The following is a 19,258-nucleotide window of genomic DNA, read 5'->3' as shown; positions in this document are numbered from 1 at the left end:
GCAATTCCTACGCGGTGACGTCCAGCGGACGTTTTAAACGCCCATGCACAACCGGGAAGATCAATCTTTATCCGATAGCTATCAGATACCATATTGATATCCGGCAGATATCGGATAATTCTGACGATAGTCAGGCAGTCAGGAGCGACAACAATGCCCGTTGTCTCTTTCGCAAATCCGAAAGGCGGGGCGGGGAAAACCACCTCCGCTCTTATTGCTGCGACTCAGCTTGCCGAGAATGGCGCCAGTGTCACGATCATCGACGCGGATCCTGAGCGCTGGATCAGCCAATGGGCCACCATGCCAGGCAAGCCAGAGGCCATCCGTATTGTTTCAGATGTGACAGAAGATACCGTCGCTGATGCGATCGAGGCTGAGAGCGCCATAAGCGCATTTGTTATTGTCGACCTAGAGGGCACCGCTTCGCTCATGGTCGCCAATGCCATCGGCTTCTCTGATTTTGTCGTGATCCCCCTTCAGGGCTCGAGCATGGATGCAAAGGGGGGGGCGAAGATCCTGCGCCTGATCGCAAGCCAGGCCCGCCTCGCCCGCCGTGCCATACCGCACGCCGTGGTTCTGACCCGGACCAGCGCCGCGGTGAAATCACGGAGCCTGAAGAATGTATCTGGTGAGCTGGCCGAAGCGGGCATCCCGGTCTTTGAAACCGCGATTGTCGAACGCGCTGCCTATCGCGACCTGTTCGACTTCGGTGGCACTCTATCGACGCTCAATCCAGCGAGCACGTCAGGCATCGAGAAGGCCAAGGAGAACGCCCGCGAATTCACCGGCGAACTGGTCGCCAAACTGCGGGAGGCCTCACAATGACCGGACGTGCAAAAATTGGTTTCGGCAATGACCTCGGCGACCTGAGCAGCTTCACCCCTGCCCCGCGCCCTAAGCCTGCCGCGCCGCCTGTCGAGGCTGCCGCCGCAGCCGGGTTTATCAGCCGCGAGCCTGCGGCCCCTGCCCCGGTCAAGCAACAGCGCCGGCACCGCACTGGCCGCAGTGCGCAGATCAACATCAAGGCCAAACCAGAGACTATTGAAGCGTTTACGGCCTGGGCGGATGCCCAGGGCCTGAGTATTGCCGAAGCGTTTGAGGTGACTATCAGGAAGCTATCTGGTAGCTAATAGATATCCTTTGTCTATTGATGCCGCAGGCCCTTGAGCCGCTCAACTCCGCTGGCCTGGAGATCGAAATCTCCGCCCCTCGCTGGCCAGCGGCGCGCCAGAAATGCTGAGGATCTTGTTTCAACAGCCAGCCGGACAAGGCTGAGCGCCATTTCGGGAATGGTAGCCACCAGCGCAGCGCGCGCGAAAGTAACATCTACGCACAGCGTCTCACGCCCGGACAGGCTGGGAGCTTCCGGATCTGTAATATCCCTCCAGCAGGCTGTGATGACCTGCCCGCCCTCGTACAGGTCAAGTCCAGAGATCAGGGGATATTTGCCCTCAAACAGCGGCCTGCATGATGCCAGTCCAGTCCCGAGAGTACCTCCATAGTAGCAGAGCTTAAGTTTAGCTGGGCCACGAACTCCCCCGCCCGTGGAACGAGACTGGTCCGCCGCTCCTGCACTGGGGATCGTGGTAAGCTGGCCCTTGCATGACGCCTTATGCGCGCCTCGATCCATTTTTCCTTTGACCTGGCCTGTGCTGCCATAATCCGGAGAAAACCCTCAGCCAGCACATGGCCATTCTTGCGCATGTTACATAGCGCACAAGCGGGCGCGAAGTTCGATATAATATCCTGCCCGCCCGAGGCTTTCGGAAAAATATGATCAAGGTGCTCCGCCGGCATATCCCTGCAATATGCGCATTTTCTGCCCCAGGCAGCAAATACGGCAGCCCGCAGTGAGTGATTTATACGGAGTTCCTGCATATCTTCCCCTCACTGAAAATGGGGGTAGCTGGTAGCTATCTGTTACTCATCCATTACCAGATAGCTATCTGGCAATGGCACAATTTCTGCGGTACCTGTGATCCGTGCCTTCCTGCCAACACGTGGGCGATGCAACTCGGCCCAAGCGGCCTTGCGTCCCTCAATGTCTTTCATTCCCCAGCCGATCACTACCGACGCAACGCGTTTGCCAAGTTTTTGCGGGGTTACCGAAACACTGAATTCTGCGAGAGCGTTGACCTCAAGCAGTGCAGGGGTAATTGCGAATTTATTCAGATTTCCATAGCCTTCAAGCTTGCCAGGCTCGACCCCCAGCATGTCACGGAAATCTTCCAGCGAAACGGTTTCCACCATCTTCTGCATTCTCACCCGCCGCGAGATGGCCTCATAAAGGGCCAGCGCATACTTACTGGTGAAGTGTCGCATGACCTGTAGCTGCAGTTTCGCAAACACTGAGCTGTCTCGCAGCAGAGCCGCCAGCTCCGGCTGAATCGAATATTTCAGCGTGCCGTGCCGTCGGTATGGGTCAGACAGGTTGTTCCAGCCAAGGAGCTGTACCCGATCCTGAGAGCCATCCGGACGCGCCACTGTAACGATGGTCTTCATCAACGCTTCGATAGAGGCGATGAGCCGGTCATTGCTGTCGTGACTGTCGCGTAAGTCTGCGAGATCAATTTCAAACCGTCGTCCTTCGACGGCTAGGTCGGGACCAAAGGCGTTATCCAGCAGAATGTTATAAATCCGGCGATCCTGTAGCGTCAGCCCTGTCGCACCCTTCACATCAATCAACTCAGATGGCTTAACCATTTCGCCAGGGTTCGGCTTCACATCCAGCGTTCGAGTAGTTTTGGGGCGGTTTTCGCTCATGACAGCACTTCCGGTAGATCGCGGATCACACCCTAGCTACTCACAGCACAAGAACAACTCCAGATTTATCCAGGCACATCCTGTTTTCGGGTACCTAAGCCGCCCGATTTCTACTTTGAAACCGCCCAGGATCTACTTTGAAACCGCCCGATAACTACTCACATACCGCCCATTAACTACTTTAAGCTAATAATAAATATTATATATCAAATACTTAATCGGCACGAAGAAGAAGAAAGAAAAAGAAGATAAGATAAAAACACCACTCAGGGTTTACCCACCCTCTTTAAATCAAAGAAATTTCAAACCTCACACTGAACCGCCCCGAGTTTGCAGGAGGCTCCAACTCCTGAGTAAGGTGGAGCCTCCTGCAAAACAACGAACATGGCCGATTTTTGCTCCGCCGTTGACACTCGCAGCTATGCCAAAACCAGACAATGTGGGGGACAGCGACCATTTACTTTAGTTCAGGGGATTCATGTCAAATTTGCTCCGATATGCGCTACTTCTGAAGTACATATTCTGCGTTGCCTTCAACGGATTGCGGTTACCCACCAGGAGCAGGAGCTCATCCGCCTTCATCCCCATGATCTGCTCTGCCGTCATAAGCTTCTGGCGCTGCTCTGAGTATGAGAAGTCCCGTCCGTCACCCGGAGCTTTGCCTTCGCGAACCTGCTGAGAATAAACAGTGCTCTCACCGAGATGGCGCGCGGCCCATTCTGCCGTATCGATATCATTGAGGTTGAAGATGCGTTTGGTGATGCAGGAGCCAAAGATCGAACGAGCATCGTTTGGGCCATAGGCCTTCTCAACCTGGCCGGTGTCCTGGGTCACAAACAAAGCCTCGATCCCGGCGCCGGCCGCGACATTGGCAATGTTCATGATCTGCTCCATGCGGCCCATCCGCACGAACTCATCCATTACCAGCAGGACAGGGACCTTTACCTGGCGTCGACCGTCCTGACGGACCACTGTGCCAAGCACCAGGTTGATGAAGAGCCGCATGAAGATCGCCTGCTTGTCCACCTGATCGAGCGGCACCACGATGAACAGATCCAGCTTGTCATCGAGCAGCTCATCCAGCTGGAAGCCCGAGCCTTGCAGGAAGGCGCGCATATTGTCGGACTGCATCCATTCAAAGGCTTTGGAGACTGCTGTCTGGATGGAGCCGCGCTCTCTGTCGCCAGCGCGCAGAATGGTTGCCGCCGTCTGTACCGGGCGATGGCCTATGATATCTTTGCTATCCGCCCAGGCCTCAAGCGTTGCATCGAGGTTTGCCGAGAGAAGAAGATCGGCCACTGCGATCAGGTTACGTCGGTCAGGATCTTCCTGCGTGATGATCACTTCGATCGCTGCCTCGACCAGCTGACGGGCCATCTCTGAGAAGTGAGCGCCATCGCCCTGCTCGGGCTTGACCAGTCCGTCAGCAACCAGAGCGATGTCACGGGCCAGATAGTCCGCCCGGACGTAGTCGAGCGGATTGAACTGAACGGTATGGTCTTCAATGAGATGGAAAGGGTTCAGCACCGCCACTCTGCGGCCGAGCTCCTCACGGTGACGCCGGGTGACAGCGAAGTTCTCGCCCTTGATGTCGAGCACGACGACCGGACCCTGATGATCGAGGATAGCCGGGATCACTGCGCTAACGCCTTTGCCGCCTCTGGTGCCGGAGACCACGAGGTGATGGCCACCGCGCCAGCCCCTGGCATCGTTCTTGGCGTAGCGCAGCAGCTTGCCCTTGAATAGCGCCAGCGGCAGCCCCGTCTTATTGCGGGCCAGCTGTGCAATGTCGCGGGGATCCATCCAGCCGGCACGCCAGGGGCCGGTGCGCGATTTACGGTTGCGACCGATCTTTGGATTGAAGACCGCAGTCAGAGGCGCGAGGACAACAATCGCCAGGAGGCCGAGACCAATTGCAGAGGAGACCGCCATAGCCTGGCGCTCTGGCTCGCTATAGTGGCCAAGGCTCTTCAGCCCCTCCCAGAGCGCGCGGGGCAGGGGAGAGCCAGCCGCCCCCCATGCCGTTACCATTGCCCCAAACTCGCTCAGAGCGCCCCTGAGGGGTGCCAGGACCACAGTGGCCGCCAGACACAGGGCGAGCCATGCAGCAAGCTTCAGGGCGCCCCTGTGACGCTCTGCGGCGCCTCCGAGGGTGTCGAGGATGGCGGCGAGGGCAATCAGAGGGAAAGCCCAGCTGGTTGTGTGGAGAAGAGGGACGAAGGAGGGGGCCAGAAGCAGACCTGCGGCACCGAGGAGCACAGCTGCGATCATCATCACCCAGTGGCGCGCTTCGAGGATGACAAAGCTCATGAGCCTGCCCCCCTTTGATGGGCGTCATACAGGGGCGTCTCAGGACGCCTGAACCGCCAGCGCATGCCTTCCACCGTTGAGGGCTGTCGGGGCTCCAGACCCTGCGGAGCCTGCCAGGAGCCCTGGCTGAAGGCCCACCAGGCCCCCTCTGCGTCCATATAGGCGCGGGCCTCCTCCAGGGAGAGGAAGCTTACGCCCTGCATCTTCAGGCGGCGCACCACCGTCTCCATGGCCCAGTCCATGCGGCTCGGCAGCAGGGCAACGCCCCGGACGTGCTGATAGCCGCTTTTGTGCCAGCCATCGGGCTCGCATTCACCCTTACCACAGATGGCAATGCTGGCCGTGTAGCCGCGGCCTTCCCAGCTCGGCAGGAAGGTGATCGTGGTCCAGACCGGTTCGGTCGATCCCATGCGGGTCAGATCAATCCGGGAGAAGGCTTCCGCAAAGAGGGCAGGGGGCAGTCTGAAGGTCCATGTGTTCAGGCTGGCCTTGGTGCGCTTATAGGTGAAAAATTCCGGGAAGATGTCGGTGCGCAGCAGATCGAGCAAATCAAATATCAGCTCGTTGAGCTTCATCTCATCACCGCCGGCTTCCCATTTGATATGGGCCTCAAGCGCATTCTTGATCTCCAGATCCTCTGACTTGTACTCAGGCCTGCCGTAATTGGGATCGAGGTTTAACTCGCGGCAGATCTGGACATAGGCAGGTGTATCCCAGTCATAGCTGGACTGCATGACGGCTAGGACTTTATCGAGCAGCCGGGACTTACCCGGCAGTTCTGGGAAACTCACGAAGCCGCGTTCACTCTCGGGGTCGGAGATCTGCAGCGTGGTCTGACTGCGAAACGGGATCACCTGCACGTGGTAAAGCTTGCCACTGTCATCCGTGACCGGCGCTGCAGGCCGGTTCCAGCGGCCCTCCACGAGCGGCGTACGCAGGGTGTTCATGATGTGACCGTTGCGCAGCTCATCCTCGATGAAGTGACGAATGAGCGCCGAGGCCGACTGACCATGCAGCTTCGCATAGTCCTGGAAGGCGTCCCGCAGTTCACCGGGCAGCTTCACCAGCAGCTGGGATAGTTTTTTCTCGGCCATGGAGCGCTCCTCATCGCTGTTGCCGGAACAGGCTTCAGAAGAGCGGGGGATGATGTCAAAGGAATTATGGTATATACCCTATATTTTATGTGTATATACCATTAACAATGATGGGTATATACGAGCGCTTTCTGAGCCCACGGCAAAGCTCCGGGCCTTGCCGCAGTGAGCGCTATGCGGGCAAAATCCCTCTGCGCCGCAGAAACGGCGTTGAGCTTTCCCGTGGTCCTGTGCTCTGGAGAGGTAAAGCAGCATCGGGGCCGTCATGACGCCAGTCTCATCCCATTCCCGACCGGCCATTCCCGCGACCGTCTGGATGCTGGGCATTGTCAGTCTGCTGATGGATGTCTCCTCTGAGATGATCAATGCGCTCTTGCCGCTCTATCTGGCCGGAGGGTTGGGGGCTTCTGCTCTCGTGATCGGCTTCATCGAAGGGCTCTCGGTGGCGATTGCCACGGCTACAAAGTTCTTCTCCGGCGTCCTGGCCGATCTGAGCCGTCGGGCAAAGCCACTTGCTGTGCTGGGATATGGCCTCGGAGCCCTGTCGAGACTGATCTTCCCCTGGGCGATCAGTCTCGATCAGATCGTTCTGGCGAAGGCCATGGACCGGGTGGGCAAGGGCATCCGCGGCACGCCGCGTGATGCGATCATTGCGGCGGTGAGCCCTCCCGCTATCCGTGGCGCAAGCTTTGGCCTTCGTAAGTCGCTCGACACTCTGGGCGGGTTTATTGGCCCTTTGGTCGCGGTTGCTGCGATGCTCGCACTGGCCGGGAACATCCAGCTTGTCTTCTGGCTGGCGGCCATCCCTGCGGCTCTGTGCATGGCGGTGCTGATCTTCTTTGTCAGGGAGCCAGCCGGCACCCCGGTGAAGAAAAAGACCAGCTTCCGGCTGTCAGAGGTCTTCACACTGAACCGTTCAGTGTGGTCGGTGATCGGGCTCGCTGCGCTCATCATGCTGGCCCGGTTCAGTGAGGCATTTGTTTTGCTCAAAGGGCTGGAGGCAGGGATCAGCCCGGCCTGGGTGCCGCTGTCTCTGGTGATCATGCATGCCGCCTATGGGCTGAGTGCCTATCCCGTGGGGCGGATGTCAGATCAGATTGGCACCCGTGGTCTCCTCCTGTGGGGGCTGAGCTTCCTGATCGCCGCCCATCTCACGCTCGCCTTTGCAAGCTCTGTCTGGCTCTACGTGCTGGGCACCGTGTTCTGGGGATTGCATATGGGCTTCTCCCAGGGCCTGCTCGGTGCCATGATTGCCGGAGCCACGCCTGAGTATCTCAGAGGCAGCGCGTTCGGCAGCTTTAATCTGGTCACCGGCCTTGTCGTGCTCGGCGGCAATACAGCAGCCGGCTTTCTCTGGCACAGCTTTGGCTCCCACGCGCCCTTTATTGCCGGCGCGGTTTTGTCACTCATGGCTATGGTGGTGATCGCGACCCGAGGGCAGGGGCACACGAACTGATCCTGAACTCGCATGTTCAGTTCCGGGGCTCGTTTACTGGAGGGGGCCTCAGGCGGTTCGCGGCGATCCAGCTCCTGGTGAGCCGAATCGCCGCTCAAACGGACGAAGACCAGGCTGGCCCTGGTCATTCAGGGAGGTCTTCGCTTGTCTTTTCTTTGGGACGCCGCCGGGCAGTCTCAGCGGGTGGATCTGTCGTCGATCTCCGGCCCGGTCTCTCAGGGAGAGCTGCGGGGCTGAGGCCGGTCGGGCGTCATTGGGGCTTGTGGCCGGAGGTGGTACGGAAGGGGAGAGCCGTGTGCGGAGTGAAGCGTTGAAAAGTTCTAAATGCGCGCTTATACATTGCTGAAGCAATGTCGCGTCCTCATGGGGGAAACCCCCGCGCCGGACGGCTGCCCCCCACGGCGGCCTTGCCGCCTCACGAGGGGTTCCCCCTCGCGCTCCCCACCAGCGCAGACAGGCGCTGGACCCTGTTGTGAAGTAAGAGAAGGTATCGATCCGTGGCGATCTATCATCTCAGTGCCAAAGTGATCAGCCGGGCCGGAGGACGGTCCTCAGTGGCTGCTGCGGCCTATCGGTCCGGCGGGCGGCTGCGCGATGAGCGGCAGGATCTGGAGCATGATTACAGCCGTAAGGGTGGGGTGCTCCACGCTGAGATCATGGCACCGCAGAATGCACCGGAGTGGATGCTTAATCGAGACCGGCTCTGGAATGCGGTTGAGGCGGTCGAGAAGCGGCGCGATGCACAGCTGGCCCGGGAAATCGAAGTTGCGTTGCCTCGTGAGCTCGACCGAGAGACCCGGCTCGAATTGCTGCGTGGCTTTGTTCAGCGTGAGTTTGTTGATCGCGGCATGATTGCGGATCTGGCGATCCATGAGGGCAGGGCTCGCGACGGTGGCGGTCAGCCGCATGCGCATGTGATGCTGACAATGCGAGAGCTGACCGGGGATGGGTTTGGCAAGAAAGATCGCGGCTGGAATGCGCCGGATCTGCTGCTCGGCTGGCGCGAGGCCTGGGCGCGTGATGCGAACCGGGCACTGGAGCGGGAAGGCTATGCGGAGCGGATTGATCATCGCTCGCTTGAGGCGCAGCGTACCGAGGTAGAGCAGGCGCTGGAGCGCGCTCAGACCGCAGGCCAGGAGGATGAGGCAATCGCCTGCGAGAAGAAGGTGATCGAGCTTAACCGTGAGCCCGAGCCCAAGATTGGCCCAGCAGCCTATGCGCTGGAAAAACGCGGCATCGTCACCGAGCGTGGCGAGGCTTTCCGCGCGGCACAGGCGCGCAATGCTTTGCGCTTTGAGTTTGGCTGGCGCCAGTTCGAGCTGCGTCTTGAGCTGAGGGAGCGGGCGAAGGCCTTCATAACCGGGGCAAGGGAGCGGCTGGACCAGCTTTGGGGTCGTGTTGATGCGGCAATGACACGGATCAGGGAGAGGGTGATGGGAGAGGCTGAGCGGGGTTCACATGACGCACGACGTGCGGCTGTGCTGGGGCGTGAGATCGGGCGAACGGACGCACAGGCACCAGATGTCGGGCGGGAGCGTATCACACCGGAGGATCCGGAGCGGGGGCGTCGGGATGCCGTGCTCGGACGGGACCGCGAGAGCGCGCTGGCGCAGCGGGCTTCCGATCAGGCGCGAGAGGCTCCAACGCACGGCGTGGCAGCGCCGGAGGAACGAGACCGCCGCGCGGCGTTGCTTGGGCGTGGGGCTGAGGGCGTGACGGAACGTGGGTCAGGTCGCGACCGGGATCGTGGTGGAGACAGAGAGCGCTGAGTGGAGGAGGAGTAAAGATGAAGACTGTCGAAGAAATGATCGCAGAACTGCAGCGGCAGGGGCCGATCGATGAGGCCGAGTTTTATAGGGCAGAGGGGTCGCTTCCTGGCCGGCAGCTGATACGCTCGGCCTTGCAGGCAATCAGCGGCGAGGAAGGATGGGGTGGAGAGCGTTACTTCGGCAACGTCCTTGAGCGCTGCGGCTGCCATCCGGAAGAGGGCGACAGTTCGAAAAAGGTCATGCTGTTGATTGCCGCTTAGAACTGACCCATTTAGGGCGATAATTTCCATTGAGATTTGACCCATGTGACCCTCCCCCGCGCAGTGAGCGAGGGAGGCATCGGAGTGATCCACATGGGACTATTGAACGTCATTCGTAAGATGCGCCCCCTCGGCGGTCTGCCCCTTGCCGTTAGCAGAGGCGGGCTTCCCTGATATGATCCAGCTGACGGCCCGGCCCGGGGCAGATCTGCTGCTTCTGGCGCTGGCGCATCAGCTGGAGATGGCCACCGGATATCAGGACGCGGACTGAGATCGGAACGGCAAGAGAAGGTTCAGATGATCAGGAACCAGCCTTCCACGCTTGGTCCGAATATGTGCGACCATTTCTTCTCAAGGCAGGTCTCCTTTGTGCTGAACTGCGCTCGATTCCGGTCGTAAGAAGACACGCTGAAGTCAGAGATTAACGATCAGCGCCTGCTCTTATGACCGTTTCCAGTCCTAATCGGTCGCGCTCTGTTTCGAGCACGGCGAACTCGGCGATCAGCCAGTCGCAGAGCTTACGCACTGCCGGGCGTTTTCCCGGCCCCGGACGGGTGAGCAGGTTGTAGAAGGCGCCGGTTTTCAGCATTTTGTTGCCCGCCGGCACAAGGCCGCCGGTGAAGATTTCATGCGCGACCACATGCCACCAGCCAAGCGCAATGGCCTGGCCTTTGATCGCCGCCTGCAATACTAGGGCATAATCTGAAAATGTCATCTCATCTGCGTCATGAAACTGACCGCCGGACAGCCAGGGCAGCGCCTTTTGCCATGGCAGGCGCAAAGTTCCCTGCAGGTTGGCGATCGTATGACCCTTCATGCCCCCCGGGCCATCTATTCTGCTGTGGGTCTGCAGATAGGCCGGGCTGCAGACAGGGATAATGACCTCGTCTGCCAGCATCGCGATCTCTGAATCCTCGCTGGAGGTCATATTGTAGCGAATACCGATATCGGCTGCCCCCAGAGGACCGTTCGGCTCACCATGGATCAGGTCGAGCCTGACGGTCAGTTCCGGGAGATCCCGGCGCAGTTTGTCAAAGCGAGGCATCAGCCAGTGGATTGCAAAAGCGGATGTCACGGAGATTGTGAGCGTGTTGTCCTGCTGATGCAGCGCTGCGATTTCGCCCAGTGCAGATTCAATACTGTCAAAACCGGACCGGACCCCTCGCAGCAGAACCACCCCGCTGTCTGTCAGCTCAGTCCTGCCGGATTTGCGTCGGAATAATTCACAGCCGAGATGATCTTCCAGCCGGGCTATCATGCGGCTGACGGCAGGTTGCGTGACGTTGAACTCACGGGCGGCCTCCGTGAAGCTCATATGCCTTGCGGCAGCTTCGAACATAAAGATCGCACCCGTCGAGGGCAGTTTGGCTCGCAGGGTCATTGGGATGCACTTCAGCGATTTATCGGCAATGCGTTAGCAGAACCGGGCGCGGCCGTCAGCTTTATGTGGCGGCCGCGCAGAGGTTTATCGCAGATCAGTAGCCGGCGACGAATTCAGACCATTTTGCAACCATGACGTCATAATGGCTGACCCAGTATTTTACATTGTGGCGGTAGCTTTGTTCGATGCGCTCAGGCGTTGAGATCTGGAAGGCCGCAACCTCCGGCTCCAGCACCGGCTTTGAGTCAATATTGACCGGCGAGTAAGAGGTCATCTCGGCGAATTTTGCCTGCGCTTCAGCCCCGAGATATGCATTGATCAGCGCATTCGAGGCGGCAGGGTTTTTCGCGCCCTTCGGCACCGCCAGATAGTCTTCGACCACCAGCCACTGGTTCCAGGAAGGCTGATAGGGCGCGCCGTTTTTCACGGCATTCATCGCCCTTCCGGTCCAGGCCATGATCATATCGGCCTCACCGGCTTCCATCATGTTCTGCTGTTCGGCGCCGGTGGTCCAGAACATAAAGGACTCACTGTTGTCGCGGATCGGTTTCAGCGCCTGATCGATCACGGCAGCTGCATCTTCTGTCAGCATGGTGGCCGGATCACCCCCCTGGGCCAGAAGCGATGCCTCGAGCAGAGAGCCACTCGGGCTGGAAGAGCCCTGAATTGCACGGGTACCGGGGAAGGCCTCGACGTCGAAAAAGTCCTTCCAGGAGGCCGGAGGATTGTCGCCATATTTCTCGGTATTATACATCAGCACGATACCGTAGAGCAGAGCCGGCACGCCGCATTCCGTGTAATGTCCACCGGGCAGTTTTGACGTATCCACGATCGTCAGATCCAGCGGCTGGACCAGGGTGCCACATTGCGCATAGGGATCATATTCACTCGTGTGAACAATATCCCAGTTCAGATTGCCTGCCTCGACCTGTGCCTTAAGCTTGCTCATCTCATAGGCCGGGTCGGACAAGAGTTCGACACCTGACTGTTGCACAAAATGTTCAAGCGAAGCCATCTGACCTTCCTGAAGAATGCCGCCCCAGGAGGCGAAGGTCAGGCTGATACCTGCGAGGCTGTTCTCAGGGGTCTCTCCGGCAACAGGTTCAGCCTGTGCCAGGCCACCGAAGAACAGAGCAAGCGCAGTTCCCAGCAGTGAAGCTTTAACGGTTTTTCTCATCTGATCCTCCCAGATCTGTTGGTATTATTGTTGTGAGACGGTTGCAGGCATTCCGGGCCGTCAGCTGCCCAGGAACTCAGCGACTTCAGCCAGGCCTTCATAGATGGCCTCTTCGGCACTGCGCGGGGTGGCGCAGTCACCGATGGTGATAAAGGGCAGGCTGGCGGCCTGAAGAACGGGTTCGAGTTCAAGCCGGGGGCTGCGGCCGGTCGCCAGTACCAGACTGTCGACCGCTTCAAGAATGATTGGCTGGTTGCTGGCCGTGTGCAGGAAATAGGCGCTGTCGGTATCCGCGCCATAGAGGCGCGCATAGGGGATCACCTCGATCTCCAGCTCGTGCAGTTTTCCGGCCCAGTAATCCCGGACATATTGCTGAAGGTTCTGGCCGGCACAGATCCCGTCTACTGCGAGACGAACGTGATGGCCCTCACGGCGAAGTTTCACTGCAGCCCCAATGCCCTGCCAGTCGCAGCGCCAGTCGGCGATCACGACCCGGTTGCCGGGGCTAGCCGTGCCTTTCAGCAGATCAGGAAGCTCGATCATATCTGCGGCATCTGCGCCCTCTACCGGTGGCAGATAGGGGCTGGCCCCGGTGGCAAGGATCACTGCCTCCGGGGCGATATCGGTCAGGGCAGCGGCATCTATCTGCCTGTTCAGCTGAATGCGTATCTCATGGCGCGCCAGTTCCGTCTGCAGATTGGTGATCAACCCACCAAACTCCGCGCGCTCAGGCAAGAGCTGCGCCAGCAATGCCTGCCCCCCCAGCTGCGGCCCGGCTTCTGCCAGGGTGACATCATGGCCGAGCTCAGCTGCTGTCAGTGCGGCCTTCATCCCAGCAGGCCCGCCGCCGATCACCAGCACACGTTTGGAAGCCGGTGCTTTCACCGGCTTCACCGGAAATAGGGTCTCGCGGCCTGAAACAGGGTTCTGGATACAGGAGATCGGGTTACCCGCATGGAAGTGACCGATACAGGCCTGATTGCAGCCGATACAGGCCCGGATGTCATCTGCTGCTCCGGCCCGCGCCTTATTCGCCATATCAGGGTCAGTGATCATTGCACGGGTCATGGCACACATATCGGCCTGCCCCTCCGCGAGAACGGCCTCTGCCACCTGTGGCTGATTGATCCGCCCTGCCAGAAATACTGGAACCGGGATCGCAGCCTTTATCGCGTGAGATTTCGACGCCAGATAGGCTGCTTCGATCTCCATCGGTGGCACCACATGAACGGATGCACCAAGCGCGGCCATGCTGCCGAAAGTCGTGTTAACATAATCGATCAGCCCCTCAGCGGCCAGGCTCTTGCAGATATTGATCACATCGCCTTCCTCGAGCCCGGAGAGTTCGTCCTCAGCAGCCGAGATCCTCAGGCCGACAATATGCTCTGGTCCGATTTCCTGGCGCACCAGGATCAGCGCCTCGCGCAGCGGGCGCAGCCGGTTCTCGAACGAACCGCCGTAAATGTCAGACCGCAGATTGCTGTGCGGATTGAGGAACTGAGCAAAGAGCAGCCCGTGGCTGGCCATCAGCTCTACCCCATCATAACCAGCCTGCGCATAACGTCGTGCGCCTGCCGCCGCCGCTGCGATAACCTCTGCCACCATATCGGTTGGCATCTCTCTTGGCAGCGTATGAAAGCGATGATCGGGCACAGGAGAAGGCGCGAAGACCACGCCCCGCATCCCCTGCGCCATACGACGCGTCACTCTCCCGGAATGCGAGAGCTGGCCAATAATCCTGGCGCCATGGCGATGAACCGCTTCGGCGAGCGATGAAAAATGCGGGATAGCATCGTCATTCTGGATAACGAGATCTAAGGAATCTGAGGTGCTGGAGGAGTGAAACCTCGCAGATTCCGTTATAATGAGCCCCGCCCCCCCGCGTGCACGCGCCTCATGGTAGGCGATCATTCTGGGGCCGGGCAGGTTTTGTTCTGCGAGATAGGTCTGATGTCCGCTCGACAGGACCCGGTTGCGAATAACATGTCCGCGAATGGTGAGAGGGCTGAAGAGCCGCTCAAATGACTGAGAACGCATTATTTCTCCCCGACGTCCCGGACTTGCTGTCTGGAGGCACGTTAGGAGAAATCAGGCGCGGTCAGTATCACACAAAAAATGACCGTAACATAATCTGAGGTAATGAGAGACACTGTCCGGTGAAGGGTGCAAAGGTTCCGGCTACTACGGAAATGGAGGCTTCCGGGCTAAAATATCGCTCTATTCGCCGCGTAACCTCCGACATAATCATATCCGATAACGCGGACTTATCAGTCCTCATATAAGTATTCGCTCAGCGGCGCTTGTTCTGAATATATAAATAGATAAGCGCCGCGAAGCAGGAGCAAAGCGCGGCGCCCTTATCGGAGGTGATCAGTCAGCGTAATGGTGAGCCTGTGCCTTTCGAGTGGCGCGGCCGAAACAGAAGTGGTCCGGGAAACCTGAACAGGCGAGATAAGTGGTTGTGTTGCAAAGTTTTTTGGGGGGCTGGAGGCGCCCATCCATTGGACATGACTATCCCGCGAGCCCCGCAAAGACCTGAAATGCGTGAGCGCCATTTGCAGGTATCTGCCCTTTGCGGATCATGTGTGCTGTCTCAATCCCGGCGATCGTCGCCGCGGCAGAGTGAAACGCTTTGAAGCCCATCAACGGCCGGGTGATCCGCTTAATGAAGCGGTGATCCTGTTCAAGGATATTGTTCAGATATTTCACCTGTCGGATCTCGATAATGCGCCCGCTGCCGGTAAACTTCAGGATCACATTGACCGCCTGAATCCCGGCAAGATTGGCACCGCTCTTGTCGATCACAACGCGCTCAGGCGTTCCGTTCGCCGCGATTGCGCGTTTGAAAAACCGCCGGGCAGCGCCAGATTGCGGCGCTCAGACAGCATAAAATCAAGGGTTTGACCGTCACGATCCACGGCGCGGTAGAGGTAGGTTCAGCGGCCTTTCACCTTGATGTAGGTTTCATCGGCGCGCCAGGACCTGGCCGTTGGCCGCTTTTTCACCTGCATCCGGGCGGCGATCAGCGGAGAGAATTTCACCACCCAGCGGTTCAGCGTGGCGTGGTCGACCGTAACGCCTCGCTCGGCAAGGATTTCCTCAAGATCCCGATAGGAGACCGCGTAGCGCACATAGAAAAACACCGCGTACAGGATCACCGACTTAGGATAATGCGCGCCTTTGAAATCGATCATGCTGTCAGCCACTTCAATAACCAATTGACGACGCAGACATATCACAGGAAACGTTCCACAGAAAATTTTGCGACAGAGCCAGATAAGTGGCTTTTCCGCGCAATAGCAGCATGATGCTGCGAGCGAGGAGACGACAATGAGCAAGCGACCACGCCGGAATCATAGTCAGGCCTTCAAGGCGAAGGTTGCCGTCGCAGCGATCAAGGGCGAGAAGACGTTGATCGAACTGTCTCATGATTTTGACGTCCATCCGAACCAGATCAAGCAATGGTGGGAGCAATTGCTTGACGGAGCGACCGGCGTATTCGGGGAGCCCCCGAAGGTCGAGGCGGCATCGGTGATCGACGTTAAAACCCTGCACGCCAAGATCGGGGAGCTGACGTTAGAAAACGATTTTTTGTCCGGCGCGCTCGGGAAGGCAGGTCTATTGCCGAGCGCAAAAAGATGATCACTCCGGACACGAAGCTTAGCGTCAGTCGCCAAGCCAAGGTGCTGGGGATCAGCCGTGGCAGCGTTTATTATAAGCCCCGCCCGGTGTCGGATATCGATCTGCAGCTTATGCATCGCATCGACAAGCTGCACATGGAGTTTCCGTTTGCGGGCAGCCGAATGCTGCGCGGGCTGCTTGCTCAGGAGGGCGTTCAGGTCGGGCGGCTGCACGTTGCCACGCTGATGAAGCGGATGGGGATCGCGGCGCTCTACCGGCGGCCGAATACCTCAAAACCTACACCTGGGCACAAGGTATATCCCTATCTGCTCAGGAAACTGCCCATCACCCAGCCCAATCAGGTTTGGGCGATGGATATCACCTATATACCCATGGCCCGCGGCTTCATTTACCTCGCCGCCGTGCTGGACTGGGCCACGCGGCGCGTGCTGGTATGGCGGGTGTCGATCACACTGGAGACCGCCTTTTGCATAGAAGCTTTAGAAGAGGCGCTGGCGCGATATGGCAGGCCCGAGATATTCAATACGGACCAAGGAAGCCAATTTACATCGGCAGACTTCATTAAGGTTCTGGCCGAGCACGACATCAAGATCAGCATGGATGGCAAGGGGGCATGGCGTGACAACGTCTTCGTTGAACGCCTGTGGCGCTCCATAAAATACGAAGAGGTTTATCTGCGCGCCTACGCCAGCGTGTCCGAAGCCCGAGCCAGCATTGTCGTCGATCACATCCTGCACCTGGCGGGGGCCAACCGCCCACCGGGCAAGGAGGGCTTCACCGCGGACAATGTCGATTACGCCGAACGGATCTTGGCCACCTTCCGGCCACGCGGGACAGGGGCTAGCTTCCATTATGCTTCGACAACCAAGGTCACGCGCGACGATGGCTATGGCAGTTCCAAGAAGGCCGGTGAGGAACTCGTCGCGCGGTGCGGGCCTGCGGCAGGGTGGGCAACGGCGATCTGTCGCCTTCCCAATCTATTTGGCAAATGGTGCCGACCGCACTACAATTCCTTCGTTGCCACCTTCGTGGAGGAGGCGGCGCAGGGCCAGCCCTTTAGTATCAACGACCCCGCCTCGCCGGTTGAGCTGCTCAATATCGATGATCTGATTGATATGTACCTTGCAGCACTCGCAAAACCAGAGGACACGGGTGTACGGTACGTGACCAATTTTCCGACCAGCCAGACAACCGTCGGCGAGGTTTCAAGTCTGATCGAAAGCTTCCGTCAGAATCATGAACGACCGGAGCTGCCGGCGGTCGGCACGGGACTCAGCAAGCAATTGAATGCCACCTTCCTAAGTTACCTAGAACAAACACAGAGGGTCTTCAGTTTGAAGCGCTTCTCTTCTGAGACCGGGAGTTTCTGCGAATTGTTCAAGGCCACACAATTCGGCCAAGTCTCGGCGTTGATCATCGAGCCGGGCGCGAGCCGGGGAAATCATTATCACCATACGAAGGTCAAGAATTTCCATCTTGCCCTAGGTCAAGTTAAACTGATCGAATGCGATATTCGCGGTGGAGAGACGCTGGTGCGCACAATCAATGCGGGAGAATCCTTCTGGACACAGCCAGGCTGGGTGCACACGTTGACCAGCACCGGCGAGAGCTCGGCAGTATTAGTCATTTGGGCCAACGAAATCTTTGACCAAGTTCGGCCGGATACGTTTAGGGCGAGCAACTGATAAAATCACACCAACGCGCAGAAGTGAACGGACACTGGTTATTGTTATGCGAATTGAAAGAAAAATTCTAAGGCGCATGGCTTTAATCGCGATATTGCCATTTGCAATTTCGCTGATTGCGACGAATGGACGAATGTTTTCGATCTACGGTAGCTTCGGGATCGACTTCTGGTTCGTCTGCCTACTATATCTGACCCCAATCACGTTTACCCTGATATCGTCGATAATGCACGGCACAGACACTGGCGCAGGGTCTGAAAAGCGCGATTGCGAACCCGTATTCACGGCCTTTGATCATCGGATTTTTCTATTTTTATGCTCTGCCTATACCATGTCTATGGCGTACCGATATATTTTCTTGGGCGGTGTTCTTGGCCTCGGAATTACGGGTGCCCGGTATGAGGAAATCCATTCTATGAATAGCGGAGGCGGTATCTTTACGGCACTCACGGTATTTACTTCCGCCGCGCCCGCCTTTCTTTTCCTGTCGGTTATGGAAAGGACCACGAATGGCGTACGACGGAATATTATCCCCATCATCCTTGTAGTGCTTGGCCTGTTAATGTCCTTCCTCAGCGGCGGCAGGAACAGCTTCCTGATCAGCATTGTATTCATGTACTTCGCCGGACAAATTAATCCGAATTTCTCCATCAGGCGGGCAACCGGAGCCGCGACGGCCCGCAACATCATCATCAAGGCTGCTTTTGGAGCCGTATTGATTTTCGGTATCGGACTTTCCCTCTACATTTTCGTTGAGAGAGCTCTGATGCGTACAGACGATCTGATTGATCGAGCGGCGATCCACGCTTATGAGAATGGCCTCGGGTTCGACAGGGATGCCATACCGCTGTTCATCCCAGATTACATTTATATCATTTTGTTCTATGTTCATGCCTACTTTACAATCGGATTTCATTACCTTCAGACTATCCTGACCACCGGTATGCCGAATGGCCATTTGAATGGTGGATATAATTTCTACATTTACTGCCTGACGATTGATCGCGTCTTAGGAACCAGCTTGGCGCCAAATCTTTCTGAAGATCTCCGCATCTTTGGCGCATATTACACGCTTCCAGGATCGATATTTATTGATTTCGGCTTATCTGGTGTTTTGGTCGTTACGGCCTTTATAATGTTCATGGCGGCTCGATCTGTTGCGATGTTTAAGAGAGGATGTGGTGAGCAATGCTTCTTTGCGGCATTGATGTTTACCGTTCTTTTCTTCTCTCCCCTTTACAACGCCGTGAGTGTGGGTCCTGGTGCATCACTGCTACTGTTCTCAACGATTTACCTGTTTCTCAAGAGAGGCCGCGCTAGGTCATGTTGACAAAAGGCGGACCCCCCAAGTTCGACAGTTAATCGATTAAGTGATTGATATTGTTGTCACCGAATTGCCATTCGTGTGACTACAAGGGCCGTCAGACCGGTTTTTGAAGGCTCAATGCATCGAAAAGTTGTAAACGGTCGCTGTCCCTTGCAGTTACCCATAAGTGGTGCGGCGAATTGATTCACCCACCCACTTGGCCTTGCCTGAGCACAAGCGATCATGATTCGTTATGTGGCACCGAATAATCGAGGTGCAGGCATGGGGCAGAGTTGGGTGGAAACGGAAACGTCAGGATGCGATCTGGGCGATGCCCGGTTGAACCGGCGCCTGGGAGCAATGCTTGAGGCTCTCGGGGACCGCCCTGGCAAATCTCTGCCCACGGCGTTTCAGG

Annotated in this window: 15 protein-coding genes and 2 pseudogenes; 9 read left to right on the top strand and 8 right to left on the bottom strand. The window is 57.8% G+C overall.

What is annotated here, in order from left to right; genetic code table 11:
* Positions 1-153 precede the first annotated feature (153 nt).
* Both H0485_RS18460 and H0485_RS18455 read left to right on the top strand, forming a co-directional pair.
* Positions 154-825 (top strand): AAA family ATPase, encoded by a 672-nt coding sequence (locus tag H0485_RS18460; RefSeq protein ID WP_226937398.1) that lies wholly within the window; start codon positions 154-156, stop codon positions 823-825.
* Complete coding sequence (locus H0485_RS18455; RefSeq protein ID WP_226937397.1) at positions 822-1,130, top strand: hypothetical protein; 309 nt, start codon at positions 822-824, stop codon at positions 1,128-1,130. The genes H0485_RS18460 and H0485_RS18455 overlap by 4 nt, the downstream gene beginning before the upstream one ends.
* A gap of 304 nt (positions 1,131-1,434) precedes the next feature.
* On the opposite strand, the gene H0485_RS21915 is transcribed toward H0485_RS18455, so the two are convergent.
* The 4 genes from H0485_RS21915 to H0485_RS18435 form a co-directional block, all read right to left on the bottom strand.
* A complete protein-coding gene (locus H0485_RS21915; protein WP_226937396.1) occupies positions 1,435-1,878 on the bottom strand; it encodes an HNH endonuclease in 444 nt (147 codons plus the stop codon).
* A 42-nt stretch (positions 1,879-1,920) separates the two neighbouring features.
* The gene (locus H0485_RS18445) at positions 1,921-2,763 is read right to left on the bottom strand and encodes a replication initiation protein (RefSeq protein WP_226937395.1); all 843 of its coding nucleotides are present in this window, start codon (positions 2,761-2,763) and stop codon (positions 1,921-1,923) included.
* A 462-nt stretch (positions 2,764-3,225) separates the two neighbouring features.
* The gene (locus tag H0485_RS18440) at positions 3,226-5,073 is read right to left on the bottom strand and encodes a type IV secretory system conjugative DNA transfer family protein (protein WP_226937394.1); all 1,848 of its coding nucleotides are present in this window, start codon (positions 5,071-5,073) and stop codon (positions 3,226-3,228) included.
* Positions 5,070-6,167 carry a hypothetical protein gene (locus H0485_RS18435; protein ID WP_226937393.1) on the bottom strand — a complete coding sequence of 366 codons (1,098 nt, stop codon included), beginning with the start codon at positions 6,165-6,167 and terminating at the stop codon, positions 5,070-5,072. Before H0485_RS18435 ends, H0485_RS18440 begins: the two co-directional genes overlap by 4 nt.
* Positions 6,168-6,432: 265 nt before the next feature.
* Here H0485_RS18435 and H0485_RS18430 point away from each other — a divergent pair, with 265 nt between their 5' ends.
* The 3 genes from H0485_RS18430 to H0485_RS18420 all read left to right on the top strand — a co-directional run bounded on the left by H0485_RS18430 (position 6,433) and on the right by H0485_RS18420 (position 9,652).
* Positions 6,433-7,623 carry an MFS transporter gene (locus H0485_RS18430; protein ID WP_226937392.1) on the top strand — a complete coding sequence of 397 codons (1,191 nt, stop codon included), beginning with the start codon at positions 6,433-6,435 and terminating at the stop codon, positions 7,621-7,623.
* Positions 7,624-8,120: 497 nt separating this feature from the next.
* Positions 8,121-9,392, top strand: a complete 1,272-nt coding sequence (gene mobQ / locus H0485_RS18425) for a MobQ family relaxase (protein ID WP_226937391.1) — start codon at positions 8,121-8,123, stop codon at positions 9,390-9,392.
* Positions 9,393-9,409: 17 nt separating this feature from the next.
* Complete coding sequence (locus H0485_RS18420) at positions 9,410-9,652, top strand: hypothetical protein (protein WP_226937390.1); 243 nt, start codon at positions 9,410-9,412, stop codon at positions 9,650-9,652.
* Between the two features lie 421 nt (positions 9,653-10,073).
* Here H0485_RS18420 and H0485_RS18415 read toward each other — a convergent pair whose 3' ends face one another.
* The 4 genes and pseudogenes from H0485_RS18415 to H0485_RS18400 form a co-directional block, all read right to left on the bottom strand.
* Positions 10,074-10,991, bottom strand: a complete 918-nt coding sequence (locus tag H0485_RS18415; RefSeq protein WP_226937389.1) for a LysR family transcriptional regulator — start codon at positions 10,989-10,991, stop codon at positions 10,074-10,076.
* Positions 10,992-11,127: 136 nt separating this feature from the next.
* Entirely contained in the window at positions 11,128-12,210 is a 1,083-nt protein-coding gene (locus H0485_RS18410; protein WP_226937388.1) for an extracellular solute-binding protein, read from the bottom strand.
* 60 nt (positions 12,211-12,270) lie between these two features.
* Positions 12,271-14,247, bottom strand: coding sequence for an oxidoreductase (locus H0485_RS18405; protein ID WP_226937387.1), 1,977 nt, complete (start codon positions 14,245-14,247; stop codon positions 12,271-12,273).
* A 474-nt stretch (positions 14,248-14,721) separates the two neighbouring features.
* Positions 14,722-15,404, bottom strand: a pseudogene (locus H0485_RS18400) (IS6 family transposase).
* Positions 15,405-15,540: 136 nt separating this feature from the next.
* Between H0485_RS18400 and H0485_RS21695 the strand changes: the two are divergent.
* The 4 genes and pseudogenes from H0485_RS21695 to H0485_RS18385 all read left to right on the top strand — a co-directional run.
* A pseudogene (locus H0485_RS21695) lies at positions 15,541-16,568 on the top strand (IS3 family transposase); the annotation flags it as partial.
* Entirely contained in the window at positions 16,545-17,537 is a 993-nt protein-coding gene (locus H0485_RS21690) for a polysaccharide biosynthesis C-terminal domain-containing protein (RefSeq protein WP_354002461.1), read from the top strand. The pseudogene H0485_RS21695 and the gene H0485_RS21690, both read left to right, overlap by 24 nt.
* Positions 17,538-17,670: 133 nt before the next feature.
* Complete coding sequence (locus H0485_RS18390; RefSeq protein ID WP_226937386.1) at positions 17,671-18,867, top strand: hypothetical protein; 1,197 nt, start codon at positions 17,671-17,673, stop codon at positions 18,865-18,867.
* Positions 18,868-19,086: 219 nt separating this feature from the next.
* Positions 19,087-19,258, top strand: a 172-nt coding sequence (locus tag H0485_RS18385; protein ID WP_354002460.1) for an IS4/Tn5 family transposase DNA-binding protein, incomplete at its 3' end; no start/stop codon positions are given.

The sequence above is a fragment of the Pseudogemmobacter faecipullorum genome (assembly GCF_020539525.1).
GTDB lineage: Bacteria > Pseudomonadota > Alphaproteobacteria > Rhodobacterales > Rhodobacteraceae > Pseudogemmobacter > Pseudogemmobacter faecipullorum.
This window is presented reverse-complemented; position numbering and strand designations above follow the sequence as displayed.

Coding starts and splice junctions, on each gene's coding strand:
- H0485_RS18445 (WP_226937395.1), bottom strand. CDS start 2,763: ATGAGCGAAAACCGCCCCAAAACTACTCGAACGCTGGATGTGAAGCCG.
- H0485_RS18390 (WP_226937386.1), top strand. CDS start 17,671: ATGTTTTCGATCTACGGTAGCTTCGGGATCGACTTCTGGTTCGTCTGC.
- H0485_RS18415 (WP_226937389.1), bottom strand. CDS start 10,991: ATGTTCGAAGCTGCCGCAAGGCATATGAGCTTCACGGAGGCCGCCCGT.
- H0485_RS21915 (WP_226937396.1), bottom strand. CDS start 1,878: ATGCAGGAACTCCGTATAAATCACTCACTGCGGGCTGCCGTATTTGCT.
- H0485_RS18430 (WP_226937392.1), top strand. CDS start 6,433: ATGACGCCAGTCTCATCCCATTCCCGACCGGCCATTCCCGCGACCGTC.
- H0485_RS18455 (WP_226937397.1), top strand. CDS start 822: ATGACCGGACGTGCAAAAATTGGTTTCGGCAATGACCTCGGCGACCTG.
- H0485_RS18405 (WP_226937387.1), bottom strand. CDS start 14,247: ATGCGTTCTCAGTCATTTGAGCGGCTCTTCAGCCCTCTCACCATTCGC.
- H0485_RS18420 (WP_226937390.1), top strand. CDS start 9,410: ATGAAGACTGTCGAAGAAATGATCGCAGAACTGCAGCGGCAGGGGCCG.
- H0485_RS18460 (WP_226937398.1), top strand. CDS start 154: ATGCCCGTTGTCTCTTTCGCAAATCCGAAAGGCGGGGCGGGGAAAACC.
- H0485_RS18435 (WP_226937393.1), bottom strand. CDS start 6,167: ATGGCCGAGAAAAAACTATCCCAGCTGCTGGTGAAGCTGCCCGGTGAA.
- H0485_RS18440 (WP_226937394.1), bottom strand. CDS start 5,073: ATGAGCTTTGTCATCCTCGAAGCGCGCCACTGGGTGATGATGATCGCA.
- H0485_RS18410 (WP_226937388.1), bottom strand. CDS start 12,210: ATGAGAAAAACCGTTAAAGCTTCACTGCTGGGAACTGCGCTTGCTCTG.